The organism is Streptomyces inhibens, from assembly GCF_003389455.1.
Classification (GTDB): Bacteria; Actinomycetota; Actinomycetes; order Streptomycetales; family Streptomycetaceae; genus Streptomyces; species Streptomyces inhibens.
Map to the genome: position 1 here is coordinate 1 of NZ_QUAC01000229.1, position 23,089 is coordinate 23,089.

Annotated in this window: 20 protein-coding genes and 3 pseudogenes; 10 read left to right on the forward strand and 13 right to left on the reverse strand. The window is 71.3% G+C overall.

Features of this window, described 5'->3' with window-relative positions:
* Both DY245_RS28620 and efeO read right to left on the reverse strand, forming a co-directional pair.
* Window positions 1–210 (reverse strand): annotated as a pseudogene (locus tag DY245_RS28620) (deferrochelatase/peroxidase EfeB); the annotation flags it as partial.
* Window positions 211–234: 24 nt separating this feature from the next.
* A complete protein-coding gene (gene efeO / locus DY245_RS28625; protein ID WP_128510117.1) occupies window positions 235–1,392 on the reverse strand; it encodes an iron uptake system protein EfeO in 1,158 nt (385 codons plus the stop codon).
* 327 nt (window positions 1,393–1,719) lie between these two features.
* Between efeO and DY245_RS28630 the strand changes: the two genes are divergently transcribed.
* On the forward strand, window positions 1,720–2,397 hold the full coding sequence (locus DY245_RS28630; protein ID WP_128510118.1) for a PhzF family phenazine biosynthesis protein: 678 nt from the start codon (window positions 1,720–1,722) through the stop codon (window positions 2,395–2,397).
* 42 nt (window positions 2,398–2,439) lie between these two features.
* Here the strand turns inward: DY245_RS28630 and DY245_RS28635 are convergent, their stop codons facing one another.
* Window positions 2,440–3,120, reverse strand: coding sequence for a biliverdin-producing heme oxygenase (locus tag DY245_RS28635; protein WP_128510119.1), 681 nt, complete (start codon window positions 3,118–3,120; stop codon window positions 2,440–2,442).
* 253 nt (window positions 3,121–3,373) lie between these two features.
* Entirely contained in the window at window positions 3,374–4,231 is an 858-nt protein-coding gene (gene map / locus DY245_RS28640) for a type I methionyl aminopeptidase (RefSeq protein WP_128510120.1), read from the reverse strand.
* Between the two features lie 66 nt (window positions 4,232–4,297).
* On the opposite strand from map, the gene DY245_RS28645 reads away from it, so the two are divergent.
* Complete coding sequence (locus DY245_RS28645) at window positions 4,298–4,540, forward strand: hypothetical protein (RefSeq protein WP_128510121.1); 243 nt, start codon at window positions 4,298–4,300, stop codon at window positions 4,538–4,540.
* An 81-nt stretch (window positions 4,541–4,621) separates the two neighbouring features.
* Here the strand turns inward: DY245_RS28645 and DY245_RS28650 are convergent, their stop codons facing one another.
* The 5 genes and pseudogenes from DY245_RS28650 to DY245_RS28665 all read right to left on the reverse strand — a co-directional run.
* On the reverse strand, window positions 4,622–5,962 hold the full coding sequence (locus tag DY245_RS28650; protein ID WP_128510144.1) for an MFS transporter: 1,341 nt from the start codon (window positions 5,960–5,962) through the stop codon (window positions 4,622–4,624).
* Between the two features lie 202 nt (window positions 5,963–6,164).
* Window positions 6,165–6,794, reverse strand: coding sequence for a hypothetical protein (locus tag DY245_RS28655; protein ID WP_128510122.1), 630 nt, complete (start codon window positions 6,792–6,794; stop codon window positions 6,165–6,167).
* Window positions 6,795–7,091: 297 nt separating this feature from the next.
* Window positions 7,092–7,547, reverse strand: a complete 456-nt coding sequence (locus tag DY245_RS28660) for a DUF5946 family protein (protein ID WP_128510123.1) — start codon at window positions 7,545–7,547, stop codon at window positions 7,092–7,094.
* A gap of 287 nt (window positions 7,548–7,834) precedes the next feature.
* A pseudogene (locus DY245_RS46855) lies at window positions 7,835–8,016 on the reverse strand (dihydrodipicolinate synthase family protein); the annotation flags it as partial.
* Window position 8,017: 1 nt separating this feature from the next.
* Window positions 8,018–8,839: pseudogene (locus tag DY245_RS28665) on the reverse strand (dihydrodipicolinate synthase family protein); the annotation flags it as partial.
* A 252-nt stretch (window positions 8,840–9,091) separates the two neighbouring features.
* Between DY245_RS28665 and DY245_RS28670 the strand changes: the two are divergent.
* The 7 genes from DY245_RS28670 (at window position 9,092) to DY245_RS28700 (ending at window position 15,386) form a co-directional block, all read left to right on the forward strand.
* Window positions 9,092–9,775 carry a FadR/GntR family transcriptional regulator gene (locus tag DY245_RS28670; RefSeq protein WP_128510125.1) on the forward strand — a complete coding sequence of 228 codons (684 nt, stop codon included), beginning with the start codon at window positions 9,092–9,094 and terminating at the stop codon, window positions 9,773–9,775.
* 206 nt (window positions 9,776–9,981) lie between these two features.
* Complete coding sequence (locus DY245_RS28675; RefSeq protein WP_128510126.1) at window positions 9,982–11,073, forward strand: sialidase family protein; 1,092 nt, start codon at window positions 9,982–9,984, stop codon at window positions 11,071–11,073.
* On the forward strand, window positions 11,070–12,404 hold the full coding sequence (locus DY245_RS28680) for an ABC transporter substrate-binding protein (protein WP_128510127.1): 1,335 nt from the start codon (window positions 11,070–11,072) through the stop codon (window positions 12,402–12,404). Before DY245_RS28675 ends, DY245_RS28680 begins: the two co-directional genes overlap by 4 nt.
* Window positions 12,401–13,381 carry a carbohydrate ABC transporter permease gene (locus DY245_RS28685; RefSeq protein ID WP_244943318.1) on the forward strand — a complete coding sequence of 327 codons (981 nt, stop codon included), beginning with the start codon at window positions 12,401–12,403 and terminating at the stop codon, window positions 13,379–13,381. The genes DY245_RS28680 and DY245_RS28685 overlap by 4 nt, the downstream gene beginning before the upstream one ends.
* Window positions 13,378–14,226, forward strand: a complete 849-nt coding sequence (locus tag DY245_RS28690; RefSeq protein ID WP_128510128.1) for a carbohydrate ABC transporter permease — start codon at window positions 13,378–13,380, stop codon at window positions 14,224–14,226. Before DY245_RS28685 ends, DY245_RS28690 begins: the two co-directional genes overlap by 4 nt.
* Window positions 14,227–14,337: 111 nt before the next feature.
* Window positions 14,338–15,069: an NADPH-dependent F420 reductase gene (gene npdG, locus DY245_RS28695; RefSeq protein ID WP_244943319.1), complete on the forward strand. Its 732-nt coding sequence runs from the start codon at window positions 14,338–14,340 to the stop codon at window positions 15,067–15,069.
* 125 nt (window positions 15,070–15,194) lie between these two features.
* Window positions 15,195–15,386 carry a hypothetical protein gene (locus tag DY245_RS28700; RefSeq protein WP_128510129.1) on the forward strand — a complete coding sequence of 64 codons (192 nt, stop codon included), beginning with the start codon at window positions 15,195–15,197 and terminating at the stop codon, window positions 15,384–15,386.
* 16 nt (window positions 15,387–15,402) lie between these two features.
* Here the strand turns inward: DY245_RS28700 and DY245_RS28705 are convergent, their stop codons facing one another.
* Window positions 15,403–16,209, reverse strand: coding sequence for a site-2 protease family protein (locus DY245_RS28705; protein ID WP_128510130.1), 807 nt, complete (start codon window positions 16,207–16,209; stop codon window positions 15,403–15,405).
* Between the two features lie 171 nt (window positions 16,210–16,380).
* Between DY245_RS28705 and DY245_RS28710 the strand changes: the two genes are divergently transcribed.
* Window positions 16,381–19,893 (forward strand): AfsR/SARP family transcriptional regulator, encoded by a 3,513-nt coding sequence (locus DY245_RS28710; protein WP_128510131.1) that lies wholly within the window; start codon window positions 16,381–16,383, stop codon window positions 19,891–19,893.
* 51 nt (window positions 19,894–19,944) lie between these two features.
* On the opposite strand, the gene DY245_RS28715 is transcribed toward DY245_RS28710, so the two are convergent.
* The 3 genes from DY245_RS28715 to panB all read right to left on the reverse strand — a co-directional run bounded on the left by DY245_RS28715 (window position 19,945) and on the right by panB (window position 22,858).
* Entirely contained in the window at window positions 19,945–20,775 is an 831-nt protein-coding gene (locus tag DY245_RS28715) for an ABC transporter permease (RefSeq protein ID WP_128510132.1), read from the reverse strand.
* Window positions 20,772–21,800, reverse strand: coding sequence for an ATP-binding cassette domain-containing protein (locus DY245_RS28720; protein ID WP_128510133.1), 1,029 nt, complete (start codon window positions 21,798–21,800; stop codon window positions 20,772–20,774). The genes DY245_RS28715 and DY245_RS28720 overlap by 4 nt, the downstream gene beginning before the upstream one ends.
* A 197-nt stretch (window positions 21,801–21,997) precedes the next feature.
* Entirely contained in the window at window positions 21,998–22,858 is an 861-nt protein-coding gene (gene panB, locus DY245_RS28725) for a 3-methyl-2-oxobutanoate hydroxymethyltransferase (protein WP_128510134.1), read from the reverse strand.
* Window positions 22,859–23,089: the final 231 nt, after the last annotated feature.

Here is a 23,089-nt window from a genome sequence, read left to right on the forward strand (position 1 = left end):
GGCGTCGCTGCCGACGCGCAGCGCCGCCGCCGTACCGCCGGCCGCGACCGCGCCGAGCGCCAGGCCCGCGCCGCCCCAGCCGAGCAGCGAACGCCGTGAGGGCGCGCGCCCGTTGGTGTCCTTGGCCGAAGTTTCCTTGGCGGTGTCCTCGGCGGTGGTGTTCTGCGCGGCCGTCTCGCCCGCGGTGATCTTGCCGTCGTCGTGCGTCATGGTGACCCCTTGCCTGGCGGCGGACTACTTGGCGGTGGCCACGGCGGCGGCCAGCTTGGAGAGCGGCTCGGCCAGCGCGTTGACGCCGTCGGAGAGCTCCTTGCGCTCGCTCTTGCCGACCGTGTCGTACGAGGCGAAGCCGTCGGCGGACCCGCTGTCGCGGTGCTTGTCGAGCTGGTCGCGGATCGCCTTGAACTGCTTGTCAAGCTCCTTGGCCAGCGCCGCGTCGTTCTTGGCGACGACCGGCTTCAGCAGCTCGTACGCCTTCTCGGCGCCCTCGACATTGCCCTGGAAGTCGACCAGGTCGGTGTGGCTGTAGCGCTCTTCCTCACCGGTGACCTTGCCGGTGGCGACCTCGTCGAGCAGCTCCTTGGCACCGTTGGCCATGCTGGTCGGGGTGATCTCGGCCTTCCCGACCCGCTTCTGCCAGTCCTTCAGGTCGGTGATGAGCTGGTCGGCGAGCTTCTTGTCGTCCCCGGAGATCTTCTTCTCCTCCCACAGGGACTTCTCCAGCTTGTGCCAGCCGGTCCACTTCTGGCCCTTCTCCACGCCGTCGGCGCGCACATCGACCTTGGGGTCGATGTCACCGAACGACTCGGCGACCGGCTCGGTGCGCTCCCAGCCGACCCGCGAGACGGCGTAGGTCTTCTTCGCGGCCTCGATATCGCCGTCCTTGACCGCGTCGGCGAACTTCTGCGCCGCCGGGAGGGTCTGGTCGGCCTGCTGCTGGACGTACTTGCGGTAGGCGGTGACCGCGGCGTCCAGCTTGGGGTCGCGCTTCTTGGTGCTCGCGCCCTTGCCGCTGGCAGTGATCTTCTGGCGGATGCCGTCGCCCTTCATGCCGGGCTTGCAGGCGACCTCGTACGTACCGGCCTTGATCTCGGCGGTGATCTCCGCGCTGGTGCCGGGGCCGATGTTCTCCCGCTCGGTCACGATCCGGTCGCCGGGCGCGTAGACGTACACCTCGGTGACCTTGGAGCCCTTGTTGTGCACCGCGAACTGGACATGTCCGGCGGGGAACTCCTTGGCGGAGAGCTCGCAGCTGGTGTCGGTCGCGGTCACCTCGATCACTCCCTTGCCGCCACCCCCTTTGCCGTCGTTCTTCGCGGCGCAGCCGGCGACGGCGGTGACGGCCGTGGCCGCGGCGATGGCGGCGACGACGGAGGTGCGAAGGGCTCGCATACGGGGGCTCCAGGCGGGCTCGGATGTACGGAAACGACGTACAGGAACGATAGACAGCGGTTAGGGTCGCCACTAAGGCGGCCCTAACTTATCTGAGGCTTACCTACTTCTGCCCACCCTGTCCAGTGATCCCGCTCTCATGGACAACGACCCGATTACGGATTGACCCGCACCCGGTCACGGAACCATCACGTGCCGGTCAAGGTAAGGGCCGCACCTCGCGACGGGGCATGACCGGCAACTTTCCGGTCCGCGACCGCGACCGCGCTCCCGCCCGGCCCCCCTGTTCCACCTCTGTTCCACCTCGCCGTCCGATTCAATATCCGCATGACCGAACTCGATGCCGATATCGATGTCCTCCGGGTGTTCTGTGGACCGGACGGGGCCGGGGGCAATGTGCTGGGCGTGGTGCGCGACGGGACGGCACTGCCCGATGTCGCCGACCGCGCCGCCTTGGCCGCCGAACTCGGCTACAGCGAGACCGTGTTCCTCGACGACGCCGCACGCGGCACCGTCGACATCCACACCCCGAGCGTCCAACTCCCCTTCGCCGGACATCCGCTCGTCGGCCTCGCCTGGCTGCTCCGCGCCCTGGGCCGCCCGCCGCGCACCCTGCGCCCACCGGCCGGCGAGGTCGCGGTCGGCTTCGAGGAGGACCTCACCTGGGTACGCGGCCGCGCGGAGTGGGTGCCCGAGCGCCGCACCGAGCGGCACGCCTCGGTGGCCGAGGTCGACGCCCTGCCGGCGCCGCCGCCGGGGGAGGGCTGGCTCTACGCCTGGGCCTGGCAGGACGAGCCCGCGGGCGTGGTCCGCGCCCGGGCCTTCCCGCGGCGCGGCGACACCATCGTCGAGGACGAGGCAACCGGCGCCGCCGCCATGCTCCTGACCCACCAACTGGGCCGCCCCCTGGACATCCGCCAGGGCACCGGCTCCCAGATCCTCACCCGCATCTGTCCGGACGGCACCATCGCGGTCGGCGGTCGGGTCCGCCGCGATACGCCGTAGTACGTGGACGGGCGATCGGCGACCGCGCCCCGTGCCCGGCCGTTACGCGCTCAGCGGGAACTGCTCGCCCAGCTCGCGGAAGACCGCGCTGTTCAGCCCGAAGGCGCGCTTGCACTCGTCGACCACCCGCTGCTTCTCCAGGTCGTCCACCGGCAGCGCGTCCAGCAGTGCGCGGTATTCGCGCTTGAAGGCGGCGGGGTTGGCTATGTCCTCGAAGACGTAGAAGCGGACGCCGTCGCCCTTGCGGGCGAAGCCCCAGGTCTTTTCGGCGGTGCCGCGGATGATCTGGCCGCCGGAGAGGTCGCCCAGGTAGCGGGTGTAGTGGTGGGCGACATAGCCGGCCGGCCAGTCCTGGGCGCAGGCCGTTACCCGGGCGGCGTACGCGGCGGTGGCCGGCAGCGGCTGGAGGCCGGTGTGCCAGGACGGTCCGCCGAGGTGGCCGAGGTCGCGCTCCAGCTGGGCGGTGCGGGCCAGTTCGGGGCGGATGAAGGGGCCCGCGACCGGGTCGTCGGCGAGCGCTTCGGAGGCGTCCTCCAGTGCGCGGTAGACGAACCACAGCTGTTCGGTGTAGCGCCGGTAGGCCGCGACGCCGAGCCTGCCGCCGAGGAGGTCGCTCATGAAGGAGGAGTTCTCGGCCTCGGTGTGCTGCTCGTGGGACGCGGTGCGGATGACCGTGGAGAAGGGAGCAGGCGGTGTGGACGGGGTCGGGCTGGACGCTTCCAAGGCGGACCTCCGGGACCGAGGGGAGCGGGCGGGAACAGGGACTCCACGGAGCCCCTGGCACTCGGGCCCACCTAACTGCTTAGGCTTACCTAAGTCAACCTGTTCCCGACGTCCTGTCGGTAACCAGCCTACCCCCGTTCCCGACGCCTTGTCGGCAAAACGGGCCCTTGCTCCCGACGCACAGTCGGCAACAAGGGCCCGCTTCTCAGCGCTCCCGCCGGCACTCCCGCCGGCACTCCCCTTGGCGCTCCCGTCAGGGAAGGGTGAGGACCTCCGCTCCGGTCTCCGTCACCACCAAGGTGTGCTCGAACTGCGCGGTCCGCTTGCGGTCCTTGGTCACCACCGTCCAGCCGTCGTCCCACATGTCGTAGTCGTACGACCCCAGCGTCAGCATCGGCTCGATCGTGAAGGTCATGCCGGGCTTGATGTCGGTGGTGTGGTGGGGGCTGTCGTAGTGCGGAACGATCAGGCCGGAGTGGAAGGACGAGTTGATCCCGTGACCGGTGAAGTCACGGACCACGCCGTAGCCGAAGCGCTTGGCGTACGACTCGATGACCCGGCCGATGATGTTGATCTGCCGGCCCGGCTTGACCGCCTTGATCGCGCGGTTGAGCGCCTCCCGGGTGCGCTCCACCAGCAGCTTGGACTCCTCGTCCACGCCACCGCACAGGTAGGTGGCGTTGTTGTCGCCGTGCACACCGTGGATGTACGCGGTGACGTCCAGGTTCACGATGTCGCCGTCCTTGAGGACGGTCGAGTCCGGGATGCCGTGGCAGATGACCTCGTTGAGCGAGGAGCACAGGGACTTGGGGAAGCCCCGGTAGCCGAGCGTGGACGGGTACGCCCCGTGGTCGCACATGAACTCATGGGCGACCCGGTCCAGTTCATCGGTCGTCACGCCGGGCTCGATGAGCTTGGCGGCCTCCGCCATCGCCTGCGCGGCGATCCGGCCGGCGATCCGCATCCGCTCGATCGTTTCGGCGTCCTGCACCTCGGGCCCCGTATACGGGGTCGGTGCGTCCTTTCCGACGTACTCGGGGCGCGGGATCGAGGCAGGGACGGGGCGGGTGGGGGAGATCTTCCCCGGGGCAAGAAGCGACTGGCCAGACATGCCAGCGAGTGTATCCGCGGGCCGTCGGGCAGGATGGTGGCACGGATGCACCCACAGGAGGCGGCAATGGCGCTGTTCAAGAGGCGGACGGTCGGTAGGCCGGGCGAGTGGTACTACTGCCTCAAGCACCAGAAGGTCGAGGAGGGGCCCGAGTGCCGCGCCGCCGACCGCCTCGGCCCCTACGCCACCCGCGAGGAGGCCGCACACGCCATGGAGACCGCCCGCGAGCGGAACGTGGAGTGGGAGACCGACCCGAAGTGGCACGACACGGGCGCGGGCCAGGGTAAGGGCGGCGGGGAAGAGGAGTAGGCGAAGGGGAGCAGGCGGGGAAGAGGAGCGGGGGGCGAGCAGCCGGGGCGGGGCGCCGTCGCCGTCGGTCCGCCCGCCGGCTCAGGCCGTGGCCGGATCCGCGTCAGGCTCCTGCGAACCGTTTCCGGCGCGGGCGTCGACACCACCGTGGGCCTCGCCGCCACCCCCGATGCTGCCCGTGCCGACACCGCCCTCGCCGACGCCGGCCTTCCCGTTGCCGGCCGCGGCGGCCCGTCGCTCCCGCATCCGCCGCGCATGCTCATTCGTCCTCGCGTCGTACGTCATCAGCTTCGGCAGCCCGAGCGCCATCAGCCCGACCGCCGCGAAGCACAGCAGCCCGCCCACCGACACCGACGTCCGTACGCTCGTCAGCGCCGCCATCCCGCCGACCCGGACCTGGCCCAGCTGCGGGCCCACCGAATACGACAGCAGCTCGATGCCGGCCAGCCGGCCGCGCAGCTCGTCGGGGATGGTCTGGTTCCACAGCGCCGAGCGGAAGATGCCGCTGATCATGTCGAAGGAACCGGCCAGGGCCAGGAACAGCAGCACCAGCCAGACGTTGTGCAGCTGCCCGGCGACGGCGATCGCCAGCGCCCATCCGGCGGCCGCCAGTGCGATCGCCCGGCCCTGCCGGTGGATCCGTGACGTCCAGCCGCTGGTCAGGCTCACCAGGCAGGAGCCGGCCGGCAGCGCCGCGTACATCAGGCCCAGGGCCCAGGGGGCGTCCAGGTCGTCGGCGAGGAACGGGAAGATCGCCAGCGGGAAGGCGAACAGCATCGCGATGAGATCGATGGCGTACGTGCCCAGCAGCTCCTTGCGGCTCCAGGCGTAGCGCGCGCCCTCGGCGATCCCGCGCAGCGACGGCTTTTGGGCATCGTACGAGGCGGGCGACGGTGCCAGCTTCAGGGCGAGCAGCACCGATGCCACATAGGTGACCGTGTCGATCGCATACGCCCAGCGCAGCCCGGCATAGGCCAGCAGCCCGCCGGCCAGCGCCGGTCCCGCGATGGCGCCGATCTGCCAGCGCAGCGAGTTGAGGGCGGCGGCCGCGGCGAGCTGGTCGTGCGGGACGATCCGCGGCACGATCGCGTCCAGGGCGGGCCGCTGCAGACCGGTCAGCGCGCTGGACGCCGCGGCGGTCGCGTACAGCGGCCACACCAGCGGGTCCGGCAGCATGCTGTTGAGCAGCAGCACTGCGGAGATCAGGCCGAGCGCGACCTCGCTCCAGACGATCAGCCGGCGGCGGTCCACGGAGTCCGCGAGCGCGCCACCGTAGAGACCGAAGACGATCAGCGGGACCAGCTCCACCGCGCCCAGCGCGCCGACCGCGAGCGTGGAGCCGGTGAGCTCCTTCAACTGCAGCGGCAGCGCCACGAACGTCAGAAAGCTGCCGAAGACCGTGATCGCGCCCGCGCACCACATCAGCCGGAAGTCGCGCGAGGAGCGCCAGGGCGCCAGATCCGGCAGGAGTGCGGACAGGCGTCGGCGGGCGGGGGGCGAAGGTGGGGCGCCGTCCGGAGTCACGACGCACCATCGTGCGCGCGGGCGCGGGGCGGCGCAAAGGATTTAACCGGCCGACGGGGCAGACCCGACGGGGCAGACCCGGCGGGGCAGATCTGACGGGCTACCAGCGCGGGGGCGGCGGTGCGGTCAGCTCATCGGCGAGCCGGGCCAGCCGGTCGCGGAAGCGGCGGTGTCCGCGGGGCGCGGGCAGGCTGTTCTCGCCGGCGGCCGCGCTCACCAGATGCTGGACCGTATCGAGGTCGAGGTCCTGGGACGCGGGGGTCTTGCCGTCGGCCGGGGCCGGGGGCGCGGCGAGTGCGTCATGGGCCAGCGCGTGCAGATCGCGGTCGCCGCCGTCCAGCGCGAGCACCGTCGCGCCGTTGCGGCGGGCGTCGTGCACCCGCTCCAGCAGCCCGGCGCCCGGCTGCCCCGGCGCGACGACCAGCAGCGTCTCGCCACGCCCGGCCGCCTCCAGCCGGCCGAGCCCCACCGCCAGATGGGCCGGCGCCCCGCCGGGGACACGATGGCGCACCAGCGTCGGCGACAGCTCCGGCAGCCCCGACCAGGCGGCCTCGTCGTCCAGATGGGCCGCCAGATGCCACGGCTCGTACGCGGCACTGCCGACCAGCAACAGCCCACCACCGTGCGGCGCGACGGCCGCCCGCAGCGCCCCGGCGAACCGCCGGCTGTCCTGCACCCACTCGGTCCCGGCGAGCACCTCACGCAACAGCGCGACCCGTACGGCATCCATGGCCCGGCATACTGCCGCAGTACACCGACGCCTGATTGCCGTTTCAACAGCTGTCACCCGTACGGGACTTGATCCACACCCCTCCGCGGAGCCGCGCCGGGGCCTGTCAGTACTCCAGCCGTAGATGTGATGTTCATGGCTGAAGGGCGGCTTGACGGCGGTAATGGCTGCGGCGTGCGCGGGCTTGGTGACGTCGGCGCCAGATGGACCAGTGCCATCTGTGCGTGAGGTCGTGGACAGGCCGAGCGAGCTAGGAATGCAGTGGGCCCGCCCTTCGGCGGGCCCACGGTCTTTCGGTCACGTGCCGCGGCTCCACGCGTCGACCGTCGCGGCGGCCCAAGCCTTGACGCGTTCCGCGAACTCCGTGGAGGGGAAAGTCCCGTCGACGGCGACGTCTTCGATCGTGACGGAGAAACGGGATCGCGGCGCGTCCCGGTGCGGCAGCGCCGCGTCGCGGACGACTCGCGACGGCCTGCCCTTTACACGATGGGAGTTGCCACGACGAGCCTGACCGACGAGCTGGTTCGCTTCATCGAGGCCGCCTTCGAGGTAGGCGCGCAGGAGCGCCCAAGCCATCGCGCCGTCGTCGTCGGGAAGGCGACTGGGGTGTTGGAGTAGGAAGCAAGAGACTGAGACGCCGTGCAGCGGCCCCCACGGTGCCTGCCGTGAATGGTCCAACGCGAGCAAGGCGTCGAACAGCTCGTCACAGGATCGCTGGTCCATCGGCGCACCGCACTCCGCGCAGGGTTCCATGCCTTCTCCTTGATCCTCGAAGTACAGCGTAGCCAGTACTCCAGCCGTAGAGGTGGTCCTGCTCGTGGTACCCGGTAGCCAGACAGTTGCGGCCACCGTGATCATCGTGAGGTGTGTGGACTGACGATGAAGTGGTGGCCGCGGGGCACAGCGTAGTGCCTGCCCGCTGGCAGGCGATGTTCGAGGGCTTGATGGGTCGGATCGCGGGACCAAGCCCGCGCACGCCGCAGCCATTACCGCCGTCAAGCCGTCCTTCAGCCATGAAGACCACATCTACGGCTGGAGTACTAACCGCCTTGTGTCGGCAGGAGGCCGGCCTCGGTGAGCAGGCGGCCGACCTCCGTCACCGACTGCTTGCCGAGCGGGAGTTGGGGGAGGGCGGTGGTGCCGCGATCGATGATGCCGAGCAGGTGGAGGGCGGCCTTGAAGGAGCCCAGGGCGGAGGAGCTGCGGCCCATGTCGGGCTCGGNGCCCAGGGCGGAGGAGCTGCGGCCCATGTCGGGCTCGGGTGCGACGTCGACCATGGAGAACAGGGTGACCAGGCGTTCCTGTTCGGCGGCGGCCTGCTCCCAGTTGCCGGCCCGGGCGGCCGTGTAGAGGCGTACATAGCCTGCCGGGTCGACGTTGCCGAGGCCCGGGACGACGCCGTCGGCACCGGCCAACAGGGCGGTGTCCACGGTGAGTTCGGAGCCGGTGAGGATCGAGAAGTCGGGGGCGGGGCCGGTGCGGCGGGCGGTGCGGCCGCCGAGCAGGACGAGCAGCCGGCGCAGTGCGGCCTCGTCGCCGCTGCTGTCCTTGAGGCCGGCGAGGGTGCCGTCCTCGGCCAGTTCGCGCACCAGGGAGGTCGGCAGCTTGCTGTGCACGGCCATCGGGATGTCGTAGGCGAACAGGGGGAGGGGCACGGCCGCGCGGAGGTGGCGGAAGTGTCCGGCGATCTCCCGGGGGTGGGTGCGGGTGTAGAAGGGCGCGGTGGCGACCAGGGCGTCGGCGCCCAGGTCGGCGGCGGTTCGGGCGTGGTCGAGGACCCGGGCGGTGGTGGTGTCGATGGCGCCGGCGAGCACCGGGACCCGGCGGTCCGCGGCCTTGATGACGGCTTCCAGGGTGGTGGCGCGCTGGGTGTCGGTGAGGTAGGCGACCTCGCCGGTGGAGCCGAGCGCGAACAGTCCGTGCACCCCGCCGTCGATGAGGTGGTTCACCAGGCGGGTGAGGGAGGCGGTGTCGACCTCGCCGCGGGGGTCGAGCGGGGTGCAGACCGGCGGGATGACGCCGTGCAGGGGCGCGGGCAGTGCCATGGGGGTCTCCGGGGGCTCCGATGTCAGATGTCAGAGGTGCAGAGGTGGTGGCGGAGGCGGTGGCAGGGGTGGCGGCAAGGGGTCTGGGTGGAGGCGGTGGTGGCCGGGGGAGATATGGGACGTGGGACGTGGGATGTCCTATCTCGGAGCACAATAGACCTGTTCACAGGCGGTCGGTCAAGGATTCGCGGTTCCGGCGGTGGCGGACCGGTCGGCGGCACGGCAGGTGCGGGAGAGGGAGAGGGACATTCCATGGCGCGAGGGACGATGGCCGAGGACGTACAGGCGCAGATCAAGCAGTTGATCCTGCAGCGCAGACTGACGCCGGGCGATCCGCTGCCCACCGAGGCCGAGCTGGTCGGTCTGCTCGACGTCAGCCGCAACTCGGTCCGTGAGGCGCTCAAGGCGCTGCAGGCCATGCGCATCGTCGAGATCCGGCACGGCTTCGGCACCTATGTCGGCCCGCTCACCCTCGAACCGTTCGTCGAGGGCGTCGCCTTCCGTGCGGCGGTCCGCCACCACCAGGGCGAACCGAGCCTGTACGAGCTGATGGAGGTCCGCGAGGCGCTGGAGGCGGGCCTGATCGGTACCGTCGCGCGCCATCTCCCGGCCGAGGACCTCGCCGTCCTCAAGGGGCTGGTGCAGCGGATGGCGGAGGAGGCGCGCGGCGGTCAGGTGCAGAGCGCCACCGACCGGGCCTTCCACCTCGCGCTGTACCGCTCGATGGGCAACCACCTGCTGAGCGAGGTGCTGGACGCGTTCTGGGCGGCGCTGCGCCGGGTGCGCGAGGACCTCTCCGACGACCGCCCCGACCCGGAGGTGACCCACCGTCAGCATCAGGAGATCGTCGACGCGTTGGAGGCGGGTGACGGCGACCGCGCCGTGGAGGCGATACACCGGCACTTCGACGGTATCCGGCGCCGACTGGCCGAGTAGCGGGACCGTAAACCTGCCCGGCAGTGCGGTGAAGGCATCGTCGAGGGCGCCGTTGATCCCGTTCACCGGGATTTCACCCTCTGTCGACGGTGCCTTTGCCGACACGGAAATGCGCCATGTGTGCTGCCTTGACGGTCAGTTGGGCACTTCCTATGGTCGCCTCAGGACAGGGGACATCCTACGTCCTTGCCCGTTGGGGGTGACCCATGGCGTACGAGAGCTCAGTGCCGTACCGGGCCGGGACCGAGGGGTACACAAGCTTCCGGATCCCCGCCGTGGTCCGGGCGCGCTCCGGGGCCGTCCTTGCCTTCGCCGAGGGCCGGGTGTCCTCGGCCGCCGACTCCGGCGATATCGACCTCGTGCTCAAACGGTCCATGGACGGCGGCCGCACCTGGGGCCCGCTCCAGATCGTCGCCCGCAACGGCACCGGCACCGCGGGCAACCCCGCCCCGGTCGTGCTCGCCGGCGGCCGGGTACTGCTCCTACAGGTCCACAACGCCGCCGACGCCACCGAGGACCGCATCCGCCGCGGCCGGGTACCGCCCGCCGACGGCCGGCGCGTCCGGCTCCAGCACAGCGATGACGACGGCGCGAGCTGGAGCCCGCCCCGCGAGATCACCGACCAGGCCAAACTGCTGCAGTGGCGGTGGTACGCCACCGGGCCCGGCCATGCGCTGCGGCTGCGCCACGGCCCGTACGCCGGGCGGCTGATCGTCCCCGCCAACCACTCCACCCCGCCCACCGCCCCCGAGGACACCGGTGCCGAGCCCCGCTACAACGGCGGGCACGCCCTGCTCAGCGACGACGACGGCGCCAGCTGGCGGATCGGCTACCGCGACAGCGGCACCGACCCCGCCGTCGCCCCCAACGAGACCACCGCCGCCGAACTCCCCGACGGCAGCGTCTATCTCAACGCCCGCAACGAAGCAGCCGCCGCCTGGCGGCGCGTCGACGCCGTCTCGACGGACGGCGGTGAGCACCTGCTGCGGCCCTTCCGGCCGCAGGCGGGCCTCGCCGGCCCGGCCTGCCAGGGCAGTGCGCTGCACCTCGGCGACCGCGACGCCCTGCTCTTCTCCGGACCCGCCCACCCGGCCGCCCGCGCCCTGATGACCCTGCGCACCAGCCGCGACGCCGGCCTGACCTGGCACCACGCGCACACCGTCGCCGGGCTCCCGGCCGCCTACTCCGACCTCGTACGCCTCGACCGCGGGAGCGTCGGACTGCTCTACGAGACGGGCGACTTCAGCGCCTACTCGACGATCACCTTCCGCCGCATCCCCGTGGAGGAGCCCGCATGACCAGCAACCCCATGCATCGCAGAACGGTCCTGGGCGGGGCCGCCGCCCTCGCCGCCGGCTTCGCGCTCGCCGGCTGCGGCGACAGCGGTGACAGCGACGGCGACGCGCCCCGCGAACGCAAGAAGGGACAGAAGATCAATCTGACCTTCTGGTCCTGGGTGCCGGGCATCGACAAACCCGTCGACCTGTGGAACCGCCAGAACCCCGAGGTGCAGGTCAAGGTCGAGAAGGTGTCGGCCGTCAACGGCGAGCAGTACGCGAAGATGCACGCCGCCATCAAGGCCGGCAACCCGCCCGACCTGGGCCAGATCGAATTCCCGGTCATCCCCAGTTTTCTGCTCGACAACGGGCTGCTGGACCTCGCCCCGCTCGGCGCCGCCCGCCACAAGGACAAGTTCTTCGGCTGGCAGTGGCAGCAGTCCGTCTTCGGCAAGGGCATCTACGCCGTCCCGCAGGCGTCCGGGCCGATGGGCCTGTTCATCCGCCAGGACCTCTTCGACAAGTGGGGCGTCCAGGTCCCCGGGACATGGGACGACTACGAGGCGGCCGCCAGGGCCATCCGTAAGAAGGGCGCCTGGATCGAGACCTTCGCCCCCACCAACGGCAACCGCTTCTCGGGCCTCGCCTGGCAGGCGGGCGCCAAGTGGTACGGGACCCACGGCGACACCTGGATCGTGAACATCGACGACGAGCCCACCCGCAAGGTCGCCGACTACTGGGAGTCCCTCGTCAAGCAGAAGCTCGTCAAGACCATCCCGGACCGGCAGAACGCCTGGTACAAGGACCTGCAGACCGGCGCCATCCCGGCCTGGGTGGGCGCCAGTTGGGGCGACGCCCTGCTGGTCGGCAACGCTCCCGGCACCAAGGGGAAGTGGCGGGCCGCGCCGCTGCCGCAGTGGAAGGCGGGCGGCAAGGTCTTCGCCAACTGGGGCGGCTCGACGACCGCCGTGTTCGCCAAGGCGAGCTACCCCAAGGACGCCCTGGACTTCGCCGTCTGGCTCAACACCGACCCCCGGTCGATCGCGCTGCTGATCGACGGCGGCTACGGCTTCCCCAGCGCCAAGAAGGGCTATGCCACCACCGACCTCGACGTCGACAAGGACTTCTTCGGCGGCCAGGCGTACAGCAAGATCTTCGCGGACGCCGGGGCGCATGTCGACACCAGCTGGCAGTGGGGGCCGGGCGTGGACACCCTCTACCAGCGGCTCGGCGACGCCTTCACCGACGCGCTCGCCGACGGCAGCTCCTTCCGCTCCGTCCTGAAGAAGGTGCAGGGCCAGACCCTCGCCGATCTCAAGGGCAAGGGCCTGAAGGTGGAGAGCGGCGGGTGAGCCGGGACACGCTGAGCCGGGCGGAGCCGGTCACCCCGAAGCAGCGGGCCCCGCAGCGCCGCCAGCGCCGCGCCTCCCGTACCGAGGCCCGCAACCGCCGCGCCGCGGCCGGCTTCGTGCTGCCCTTCCTCGCCCTCTTCGGCCTCTGCTTCATCGCCCCGATCGTCTACGCCGTCCACCAGAGCCTGTACAAGACCGAACGCACCGGCCCGCTCGGCCTCGGCGGCCGGGAACACGAGGCGTTCGCCGGCCTCGCCAACTACGCCCACGCCCTGTCCGACGACCGGTTCCTGACCGGCTTCGGCCGGGTGCTGCTCTTCGGCGCCGTCCAGATCCCGCTGATGATCGTGCTCGCCACCACCCTCGCGCTGCTGCTGGAGAGCGCCGGCGCCCGCGGCATCACCTTCTTTCGCAGCGCCTTCTTCCTCCCGTACGGCGTGCCCGGTGTGATCGCCTCGATCCTGTGGGGCTTTCTGTACGTCCCGGGCATCAGCCCCCTGGTGAAGATCGCCGACTCGATCGGCTGGGACGTGGACTTCCTCTCCCGCGGCACCGTCCTGTGGTCCATCGCCAACATCGTCACCTGGCAGTTCACCGGCTACAACATGCTGGTGCTGATCGCCCAGCTCAAGGCTGTACCGGGCGAGCTGTACGAGGCGGCCCGGATCGACGGCGCCACCGCCTGGCAGGTCGCCCGGCACATCAAGCTCCCGCTGATCCGGCCGGCGCTCGTGCTGACCTGCGTCTTCAGCATCATCGGCACCCTCCAGCTGTTCGCCGAGCCGATGGTGCTCCGCCCACTGGCCTCCTCCATCGACTCCGGCTTCACCCCCAACCTGCACGCCTACAGCGAGGCGTTCGTCGGCAACAACCAGCATGTGGCGGCGGCCGAGGCGGTGCTGCTCGCGCTGGTGGCGTGCGTGCTGTCCTTCGGCTTTCTGCGGCTGGTCGGCGGGCGCGCGAAGGAGCGCGGATGACCCGGCCGCCGGTCCGCTACCGGATCATCACCGCCTCGCTGCTGACCGTCGCCGCGATCTACTTCCTGGTGCCCGTCTACTGGCTGATCGTCTCCGCCACCAAGAACAGCGCCGATCTCTTCGGCACCTTCGGCTTCTGGTTCTCCGAACATCCGCACCCCATCGACCACCTCGTCGATGTCCTCACCTACGACCACGGCATCTACGCCCGCTGGTTCGCCAACTCCGTGCTCTACGCCGGGATCGGCGCGGTCTGCGCCACCCTGCTGTCCGGCGCGGCCGGCTATGCGCTGGCCAAATTCCCGTTCCGCGGCCGGGAGGCGATCTTCAACGCGGTGCTCGCCGGCGTGCTGATCCCCGGCACCGCGCTCGCCCTGCCGCTCTACTTCCTCTTCAGCTCGATGGGCCTGTCCAACACCTACTGGGCGGTGCTGATCCCCAGCGTGGTCAGCCCGTTCGGGGTCTATCTGTGCCGGATCTACGCGGCCGCGGCGGTCCCCGACTCGCTGCTGGAGGCGGCCCGGATCGACGGCGCGGGCGAGGCACGGATCTTTGGCGGGCTCGGGCTGCGGCTGATGACGCCGGCGCTGGTCACCGTCTTCCTGTTCCAGTTCGTCCACATCTGGAACAACTACTTCCTGCCGCTGGTCATGCTCTCGGACTCCGACCTCTACCCGATCCAGCTGGGCCTGACGTCCTGGACCGGTTACGCGGACCGTCAACCGGTGCTCTATCAGTACACGGTGGGCGGTGCGTTCTTGTCCGTGGTGCCGCTGATGGTGCTGATGACGGTGCTCCAGCGGTACTGGCGTACGGGCCTGACCGAAGGCAGTGTGAAGTCGTGACCGCCCCGCGGTGAAGCGGTGCGTGCAGTCGTGACCGCGCCGTGGTGAAGCGGTACGTGAAGTCATGACCGCGCCGTGGTGAAGCGGTAATGGCGTGACAGGATCGCTGTCATGACTACTCCTGACCCTGCCCAGTCCGAAAACGTCGCGACCCGTGTGAAGGCCGCCCTCAAGCGTGACCCCTGGGACCTCCCGGACGTCTCCGGCCTGGTGGTCGGCGTCCTCGGCGGCACCGGCGACCAGGGCCGCGGCCTGGCCTACCGGCTCGCCAGGGCCGGCCAGAAGGTGATCATCGGCTCCCGGGCCGCCGAGCGGGCGCAGACCGCCGCCGACGAACTCGGCCTGGGCATCGAGGGCGCGGAGAACGCCGAATGCGCCCGGCGCAGCGATGTCGTGATCATCGCCGTGCCGTGGGAAGGCCACGCCAAGACCCTCCAGGCGCTCCGCGAGGAGCTGGCCGGCAAGCTCGTCATCGACTGCGTCAACCCGCTCGGCTTCGACAAGAAGGGCGCCTACGCGCTCAAGCCCGAGGAGGGCAGCGCCGCCGAGCAGGCCGCCGTCCTGCTGCCCGAGTCCCGGGTCACCGCCGCCTTCCACCACCTGTCCGCGGTGCTGCTCCAGGACCCTCAGGTCGAGCAGATCGACACCGATGTGATGGTGCTCGGCGAGTCCCGCGCCGACACCGACCTGGTCCAGGCGCTGGCCGCCCGTATCCCCGGTATGCGCGGTGTCTTCGCCGGCCGGCTGCGCAACGCCCACCAGGTCGAGTCGCTGGTCGCCAATCTGATCTCGGTCAACCGGCGCTACAAGGCGCACGCGGGCCTGCGGGTCACCGACGTCTGAGACGGGCGGCGGGGCCGGCGATCCGGGCGCCGGGTACCGCCGACCGGACGGACCGCTGCCCGGAGCGGGCGGGGCATGGGGGACACTGGGAGGGATTGCCCGACCCTGACACAGGAGCCGATCCCATGCCCCGCCTTGCCGTCCTTGCACTTCTGGTGTGCGTCCTCGCGGTAGCCGCAGCCGTTGTCTCGTTCGTGGAGGGCAGCTTCATCGGCATCGTCTGGATCCTGCTGGCCGGTGTCTCCAGCAACATGGCGTGGTTCTATCTGCGCAAGGCGAAGCTGGAGCGGACGCAGCAGGCGAACGCGGCCGGCTGAACCTCCGAGGCACGCCCTAGATCACGCCGCTGACCTGCGAAATCTGCGGTTCGCCCTGCCAGAAGCGGAAGAACTCCTGGCCGAAGGAGCTGTCGAGCGGCGAGACGCCGAGGCCGCGCAGGATGGCATATACCAGCTCGAAGAACACGTAGTTGATCTCCGGCACCCACAGCAGCCCGAAGACCGCCAGCAGCCCGAACGGCGCGAACGGCTCCACCTGCCGCCGCAGCTTCAGCGACAGCCACGGCTCGATCACGCCGTAGCCGTCCAGCCCCGGCACCGGCACGAAGTTCAAGAGCGCGGCGGTCACCTGGAGCAGTGCGAGGAACGCCAGCGCGAAGCGGAACGGTGCCGGTACACCGTCCAGGCCGTGCAGCCAGAACGGGGCCGTGCACACCGCCGCGAACAGGATGTTGGTCAGCGGCCCCGCCGCCGAGATCAGACTGTGCCGCCAGCGCCCCTGGATCCGGCCGCGCTCGATGAACACCGCGCCGCCCGGCAGCCCGATCCCGCCCATGATCACGAAGATCACCGGCAGCACGATGCTCAGCAGCGCATGGGTGTACTTCACCGGGTTCAGCGTCAGATAGCCCTTGGCCTCCACCGAGATGTCGCCGCTGTGGAGTGCGGTGCGGGCGTGGGCGTACTCGTGCAGACACAGCGACACCACCCAGCCGGACACCACGAACAAGAACACCGCGAAACCGGTGTTCGCCGCGAGCGTCCCGCTCCACACGGCCCACCCCGACACGGCCAGGACGGCGACGAGCGCGAGAAAGACCGGACTGACGCGTCGGTCGGCGCGCCGGATTGCTGTGGTCATGGTGCGGGCTCCCGAGGGTCGCGTGAAGGGCAGCCATGACCGTAACCGCGGTACGGCTGCCGGCGCACGGGTCCCCCTGAACGGGCTCGTCCACGGACCCCTCCCCGGCCCGTCCTTCGCGAAACGAAGCGCGGTGGCCCCGGAGTTCCGGCCTTCGACGACAATGACCCGGTGCGCTACGGAATTCTCGGCACCACCCAGGCCGACCGGGCCGACGGCACCCCCGTCGCCCTCGGCGGCGCACGCCTGCGCGCGCTGCTCGCCGCCCTTGCGCTGCGCCCCGGCCGGGCGCTGTCCCCGGACGTGCTGATCGCGGACATCTGGGGCATGGACCCGCCCGCCGACGCGGCCGGTGCGCTACAGGCGCTGGTCGGCCGGCTGCGCCGTGCCCTGGGCCGTACCGCGGTCGCCTCGGCCGACGGCGGCTACCGGCTGTGCGCCGAGCCCGACGCGGTCGATCTGCACCGCTTCGAACGGCTCGTGGCGGAGGGCGGCCGGGCGCTCGCCGACGCGGATCCGGCCCGCGCCGCCGCCCTGCTCGACGATGCGCTGGCGCTCTGGCGCGGCCCGGCCCTCGCCGACCTCCCGGACGCGGGCGCCGAGGCGGCCCGTGCCGAAAGCCGCCGGCTGGACGCCCAGCGCACCCGTCTCGCCGCCGACCTCGTGCTCGGCCGGGCCGCCCAGGCGCTGCCCACCCTGCTCGCGCTGTGCCAGGCCCACCCCCTCGACGAGTCCTTCCAGGCCCTGCGGCTGCGTGCGCTGCGCGCCGCGGGCCGTACGGCGGAGGCGCTGGCGGCCTACGAGGAGATACGCACCGGCCTCGCCGACCGCCTAGGCGCCGACCCGGGCCCCGAGCTGCGCGCCCTGCACGCGGAGCTGCTGCGGCCGGTGCCGGAGCCCTCGCCGCCTCGTCCGCCGACCTCGGCCGGCGCCACGGCCGCCGTCCCCGCCGCGCACCACACCGCGAACGCGTACGCCCCGCACGTCCCGTACGACCAGCACGTCCCGTACGACCCGCACGCCTCGTACGACCCCCACGCCGCGCAGGCACTGCACGGCTCCGCCCCCGCGGCCCCCGTCGCCCCCGCCCGCCCCGGAAACCTCCGCGCCCGGCTCACCTCCTTCGTCGGGCGGGACGCCGATCTGGCGGCGCTCCGCGCCGATCTGGCCGAGCACCGGCTGGTGACGCTGCTGGGCCCCGGCGGCGCCGGCAAGACGCGGCTGTCGCAGGAGGGCGCCGAGGCCGCGGCGGCCGCGCTGCCGGACGCCTGGCCGCACGGCGTATGGCTGGCTGAGCTGGCGCCGGTGGACGATCCGCAGACCGTGCCCGAGGCGGTGCTGACCGCGCTCGGCGCCCGCGAGACCGTCGTCCGCGGCAGCACCGCCGAGGGGCTGCGCGCCGCCGCCGACCCGACCGCCCTGGACCCGCTCGCCCGGCTCGCCGAGCACTGCGCGGGACGCCGGATGCTGCTCGTCCTCGACAACTGCGAGCATGTGATCGGCGCCGCCGCCGAGCTCGCCGAGCGGCTGCTGACCGACTGCCCGGGCGTAACGGTGCTGGCCACCAGCCGCGAGCCGCTGGCCGTACCGGGCGAGGTGCTGCGGCCGGTCGGGCCGCTGCCCGACCCGGTCGCGCTGCGGCTGCTCGCCGACCGCGGGGCCGCCGCCCGCCCCGGCTTCCGGATCGACGCCGACGAGGAAACCGCAGCGGCCTGCACCGAGATCTGCCGCCGGCTGGACGGGCTGCCGCTCGCCGTCGAACTCGCCGCCGCCCGGCTGCGGTTGCTCTCGCCGCGGCAGCTCGCCGACCGGCTCGACGACCGTTTCCGGCTGCTGACCAGCGGCAGCCGGACCCTGCTGCCCCGGCAGCAGACGCTGCGCGCGGTGGTGGACTGGTCCTGGGACCTGACCGACGAGCCCGAACGGGCCGTGCTGCGCCGGCTGTCCGTCTTCGCCGGCGGCTGCGATCTGGCCGCGGCCGAAGAGGTGTGCGCGGGCGACGGCGTCGACGGGCGCGAGGTGGCCGGGCTGCTCGGCTCGCTGATCGACAAGTCGCTGGTGGTGGCGGCGCCGGCCAGCGAGGGGCGCGGCGACAGCCGCTCCGGTGGAGCCGGTGCTTGCACCGGGCGGCAGATGCGCTACCGGCTGCTGGAGACCGTGGGGGAGTACGCCGCCGAGCGGCTGGACGAGGCGGGCGAGCGGGCCGCTGCCGAGCGCCGCCATCTCGTCGCCTACCGCGAACTGGCCCGTACCTCCGACCCGTTGCTGCGCGGCCCCGGCCAGCGCCCCTGTATGGACCGGCTGGAGCTGGAGCACGACAATCTGCGCACCGCGCTGCGCCGCGCCCTCGCCGCCCGCGACGAGCACGAGGTGCTGTGTCTGGTGCTGTCCCTGCAGTGGTTCTGGTCGCTGCGCGATCACCGCAGCGAGGCCCGCCACTGGGCGACGGCGGCCGGGACGCTCGGCCCCAACCCCTTCCTGCCGCCCCTCGAACCGGCCCCCGATCTGCCCGAGCGGCCCATCGACAGGCCGCCGCCGATGGACCCCGAGCAGCTGGCGGAGGCCCGCCGCGAGGTCCGGCTGGTCGCGCTCTCCAGCATGGACAGCGATATCGAGGCGCTGCGCCATCCCCAGATGCAGGAGGAGCTGGCCGGGATGCTCGCCGTCTACCGCATCGGTATGCCCCAGACCTGCAAGGTGCCCGGGGTGCTGTGGTACTACGCGGTGCTGCTCACCGGGCGGTTCGAGGAACTGGCGGAGCTCGTCGACAGCGCGGTGCGCGCCTGCCGCGACTTCGGCTACGAATGGGAGCTGGCCTACATCCTGCAACTGCGCTCCAAGATCTACAACGATCTCCGCGACGGGCTGGCTCAGGCGGGCCGCGACGCCGACGAGGCGCTGCGGATCTTCCTGCGGCTCGGCGACGCCTGGGGGGCCGCCGAGGCGCTGTCGGGGCGCGGCGAAACCCATGAGAAGCGCGGTGAGTACGCGCTCGCGGCGCGCGACTACCAGGCCGCGATGGTGCACGCCGAGGAGCTGGGCGCCCACGGCCAGACCCTGCTGCTGCGCTGCCGGCTGGGCTCGGTGCTGATCGAGGACGGCCGGCCGGAGACCGGCGAGCGGATGCTGCGCGAGGTGCTGGCCGATGCCGCGAAGGGCAACAGCGGCCGGGACACCGAGCCGTTCGCGCGGATGATACTGGCAATGCAGCTGACGATGACGGGGCGGCTTCAGGAGGCGCGCGCGGAACTGCACACGGTGCAGGAGCTGTTCACCCCGCGCGCCCCGGATCTGTTCGCCGGGCTCCTGGAGTCGTCGCTGATCTCACTGGATCTGGAAGAGGGGCACAGCGAGGGCCTGCTGCCGAGGTTCCGGGCGGCCTTGGAGCTGATGCAGGACTCCCTGGCCCAGATGGTCGCCCCGGATCTGCCGGTGGTCCAACTCCTCACCGGCGCACGGGTGTTGATGGCCGTACGAGGCGAGTCGGGGGGCCGGGACGCGGCGCGTCTGGTGGGTGCGTACGACGCGCTGCGGGCGACCAGCCATGTCCCGGCGCTGATCATCCGCGACGACCGGACCCGTACCGAGGCGGCCGCGCGGGCGCTGGTCGGCGATGCCGTGTACGAAGCCGGGTACGCCGAAGGCGGTGGTCTCTCCCTCGAAGAGGCCACCGCCCTCATCTGACGCGAGCCGGGCGAAGGTTGTCCCGCGGGGAAGTCCCCCGCGGGACGCGCGTCAGGTCTTGTTGCGGAACTTGCGGACCGCGAGCGGCATGGTGATGGCCGTGATGGCGACCGCCCAGGCCAGGGTGATCAGCGTCGGGTGTGCCACCGCGCCCTGGCCCTTGATCAGGGCGCGGGCCGCGTCCGCGAGGTTGGAGAGCGGGTTGATGCTGGTGAACCCCTCCAGCCAGCCGGGCATCGTCTTCGTCGGCGCGAAGATCGACGAGCCGAACTGGAGCGGCATCAGCACCAGCATCGCCATGCCCTGCACCGCCTGCGGAGTCTTCAGCGTGAGCCCCAGCAGGATGAAGATCCACATCAGGGCGGCGCCGAAGACCGTGGACAGCACGATCGCGCCGAGGAACGCGGGGATACCGCCCTCGATCTTCAGGCCCAGCAGAAAGCCCATACCGAGCAGGATCGCGGTGGCGATCAGCATCCGGCCGACCTCGACGACGATCTTGGCTATCAGGACCGAGGACCGGGCTATCGGCATGGTCCGGAAGCGGTCCATGACGCCCTTGCGGAAGTCCTCGTTGACGCCCGTGCCCACCGCCATGGCGATGTTCATGCCCATCATCGCCATCATGCCGGGCACCAGATACTGGACATACTTCTGCTGGTTGCCCGGGCCGAACATCGCGCCGCCGAAGACGTACACGAACAGCAGGATGAAGATGATGGGCATCAGCAGGGCGTCGAACATCGACTCCGGGTCGTGCTTGATCTGCATGGCGTTGCGCCGCACCAGGGCGCCGATGTGCCGCAGATTGGCGCGGATGCCGATCCGGCCCTCGTCGGCGCCGGGCTTTACGCGGGGCGCCGTCAACGTTGCGGCACTCATGCCGATACCTCCGCGTACTGCTGGTCCGAAGCGTCTTCCGAAGCCGCTGCCTCGGAGGTCTTCTGGCCCGTGATGGCCAGGAACACCTCGTCGAGGCTGGGCAGATGGGTGGATATCCCGGCGAGCGAGAAGCCCCGCTGGCCGAGCACGCTGACCACCGCGGTCAGCTGCTCATCGCTGATGATCGGTACGTTGACCACACCCCCGTCGTGGTCAGCGGTGGCACCGGCGATGCCGTCCAGACCGGCCTGCGCGATGGCGCCCACCATCCGGTCCAGCTCGCCGGGCTCCGACGGCCGGATCTGCAGCGTCCGCCCGCCGACCTTGGCCTTCAGCTCGTCGACCCGGCCCTCGGCGATCACCCGGCCGCGGTCGATCACCGTCAGTTCATTCGCCAGTTGCTCGGCCTCTTCCATGTACTGCGTGGTCAGCAGGACCGTGGCGCCCTCGCGCACCATCCGCTGGACCTCCTCCCACACCTCGTTACGAGTGCGGGGGTCCAGGCCGGTGGTCGGCTCGTCCAGATAGAGGACCGCCGGCCGGCCGATCATCGAGGCGGCGAGGTCGAGCCGGCGGCGCATACCGCCGGAGTACTTGGCCGCGGGCCGCTTGGCGGCCTCGGTCAGCGAGAACCGCTCCAGCATCTCGTCCGCGCGGCCGCGGGCGTCCTTGCGGGACAGATCGAGCAGCCGCCCGATCATGTAGAGGTTCTCCCAGCCGGAGAGCTTTTCGTCGACCGAGGCGTACTGCCCGGTCAGGCCGATCGTGCGGCGCAGTGCGCGGGGCTGGCGCACCACATCGAAGCCGGCCACGACGGCGCTGCCGGCGTCCGGCACCAGGAGGGTGGACAGGCAGCGTACGAGCGTCGTCTTGCCCGCGCCATTGGGGCCGAGCACGCCGAGTACGGTGCCTTCCTTCACGTCCAGGTCCACCCCGTCGACGGCCCTGACGTCGCCGAAGTGCTTGACCAGACCGCGCACCTCCACGGCGTTTCCGCCCCTGGTGGTTATCGTCTTTCGCGTCATGCCCCCAAAGGTGCCAGCCGCCACCGACAACGCACCGACAGGCCACCGACAGCGCCACCGATACGACCGGCAGGCCGACCGGCAGGCCCGTCGGTCCGCCTGTGCAACGGCGGCCGGAACGCTGTGTTCCGGCCGCCGCTGACGAGCCGCTTCGCAGGCGGGCCCGCACCACCGGCGGGCCCGCCGCAAGGTGCCGCCTAGTGGAAGGTGTGCTCCTCGGCCGGGAACGTGCCGCCGATGACGTCCTCGGCGAAGGCCTTGGCCGCGCCGCCGAGCAGCTCACGCAGCTGGAGGTACTGCTTGACGAACTTCGGCACCCGGCCGGCGGTCATGCCGGCCATGTCGGTCCACACCAGCACCTGGGCGTCGCAGTCCAGGCCCGCGCCGATGCCGACGGTCGGGATGTGCAGTGAACGGGTGACCTCGGCGGCGAGCTCGGCCGGCACGGCCTCCAGGACGACCGCGAACGCGCCCGCGTCCTGCACGGCCTTCGCGTCCCGCAGCAGCTGCTGGGCGGCCTCCTCGCCGCGGCCCTGGACGGGGTAGCCGCCGAAGGCGTTGACCGACTGCGGGGTCAGCCCGACATGCGCCATCACCGGAATACCGGACGAGACCAGCAGCTCCACCTGGTCGGCCGAGCGCTCACCGCCCTCCAGCTTGACGGCGCCCACTCCCGCTTCCTTGACCAGCCGGGTGGCGTTGCGGAGCGCCTGGACCGGCCCTTCCTGGTACGCGCCGAAGGGCAGATCGCCGACGACCAGGGTGCGCTTGGTGCCCCGGACGACCGCCGCGGCCAGGATGGCGATCTCGTCCATGGTGACCGGTACGGTCGTTTCGTAGCCGAGGTGGCAGTTGCCCATCGAGTCGCCGACGAGCAGTACGGGGATCCCGGCCTCGTCGAAGACGGAGGCGGTCATCGCGTCGTAGGCGGTGAGCATCGGCCACTTCTCGCCGCGCTCCTTGGCGGCGGCGATGTCGCGGACGGTGATCCGGCGCGAACTCGTGCCCCCGTACAGGGTCTTCGGCACAGACTTCTGGGCAGGCGAAAGCTGCGTCATGGTGACGGCTCCTGTTCATCATCTCGAGGCACCCTGACGGCGTCCCCGGACTCCCCTCCATGCTGGCACGGCCCCTGCACAAAGGAAAAGGGGAGGAGGGGGTAAGTGGCCATGGCGCGCGCATTCATGGGCGGGGTGCCCGCGGGCAGAGCGGTGGGGGAGGGGGGCGCGGTTCACCCGTTTGCCGGTGCGGCGGGGGACTCGGCCGAGTCTTTATCGATACGGAACGGG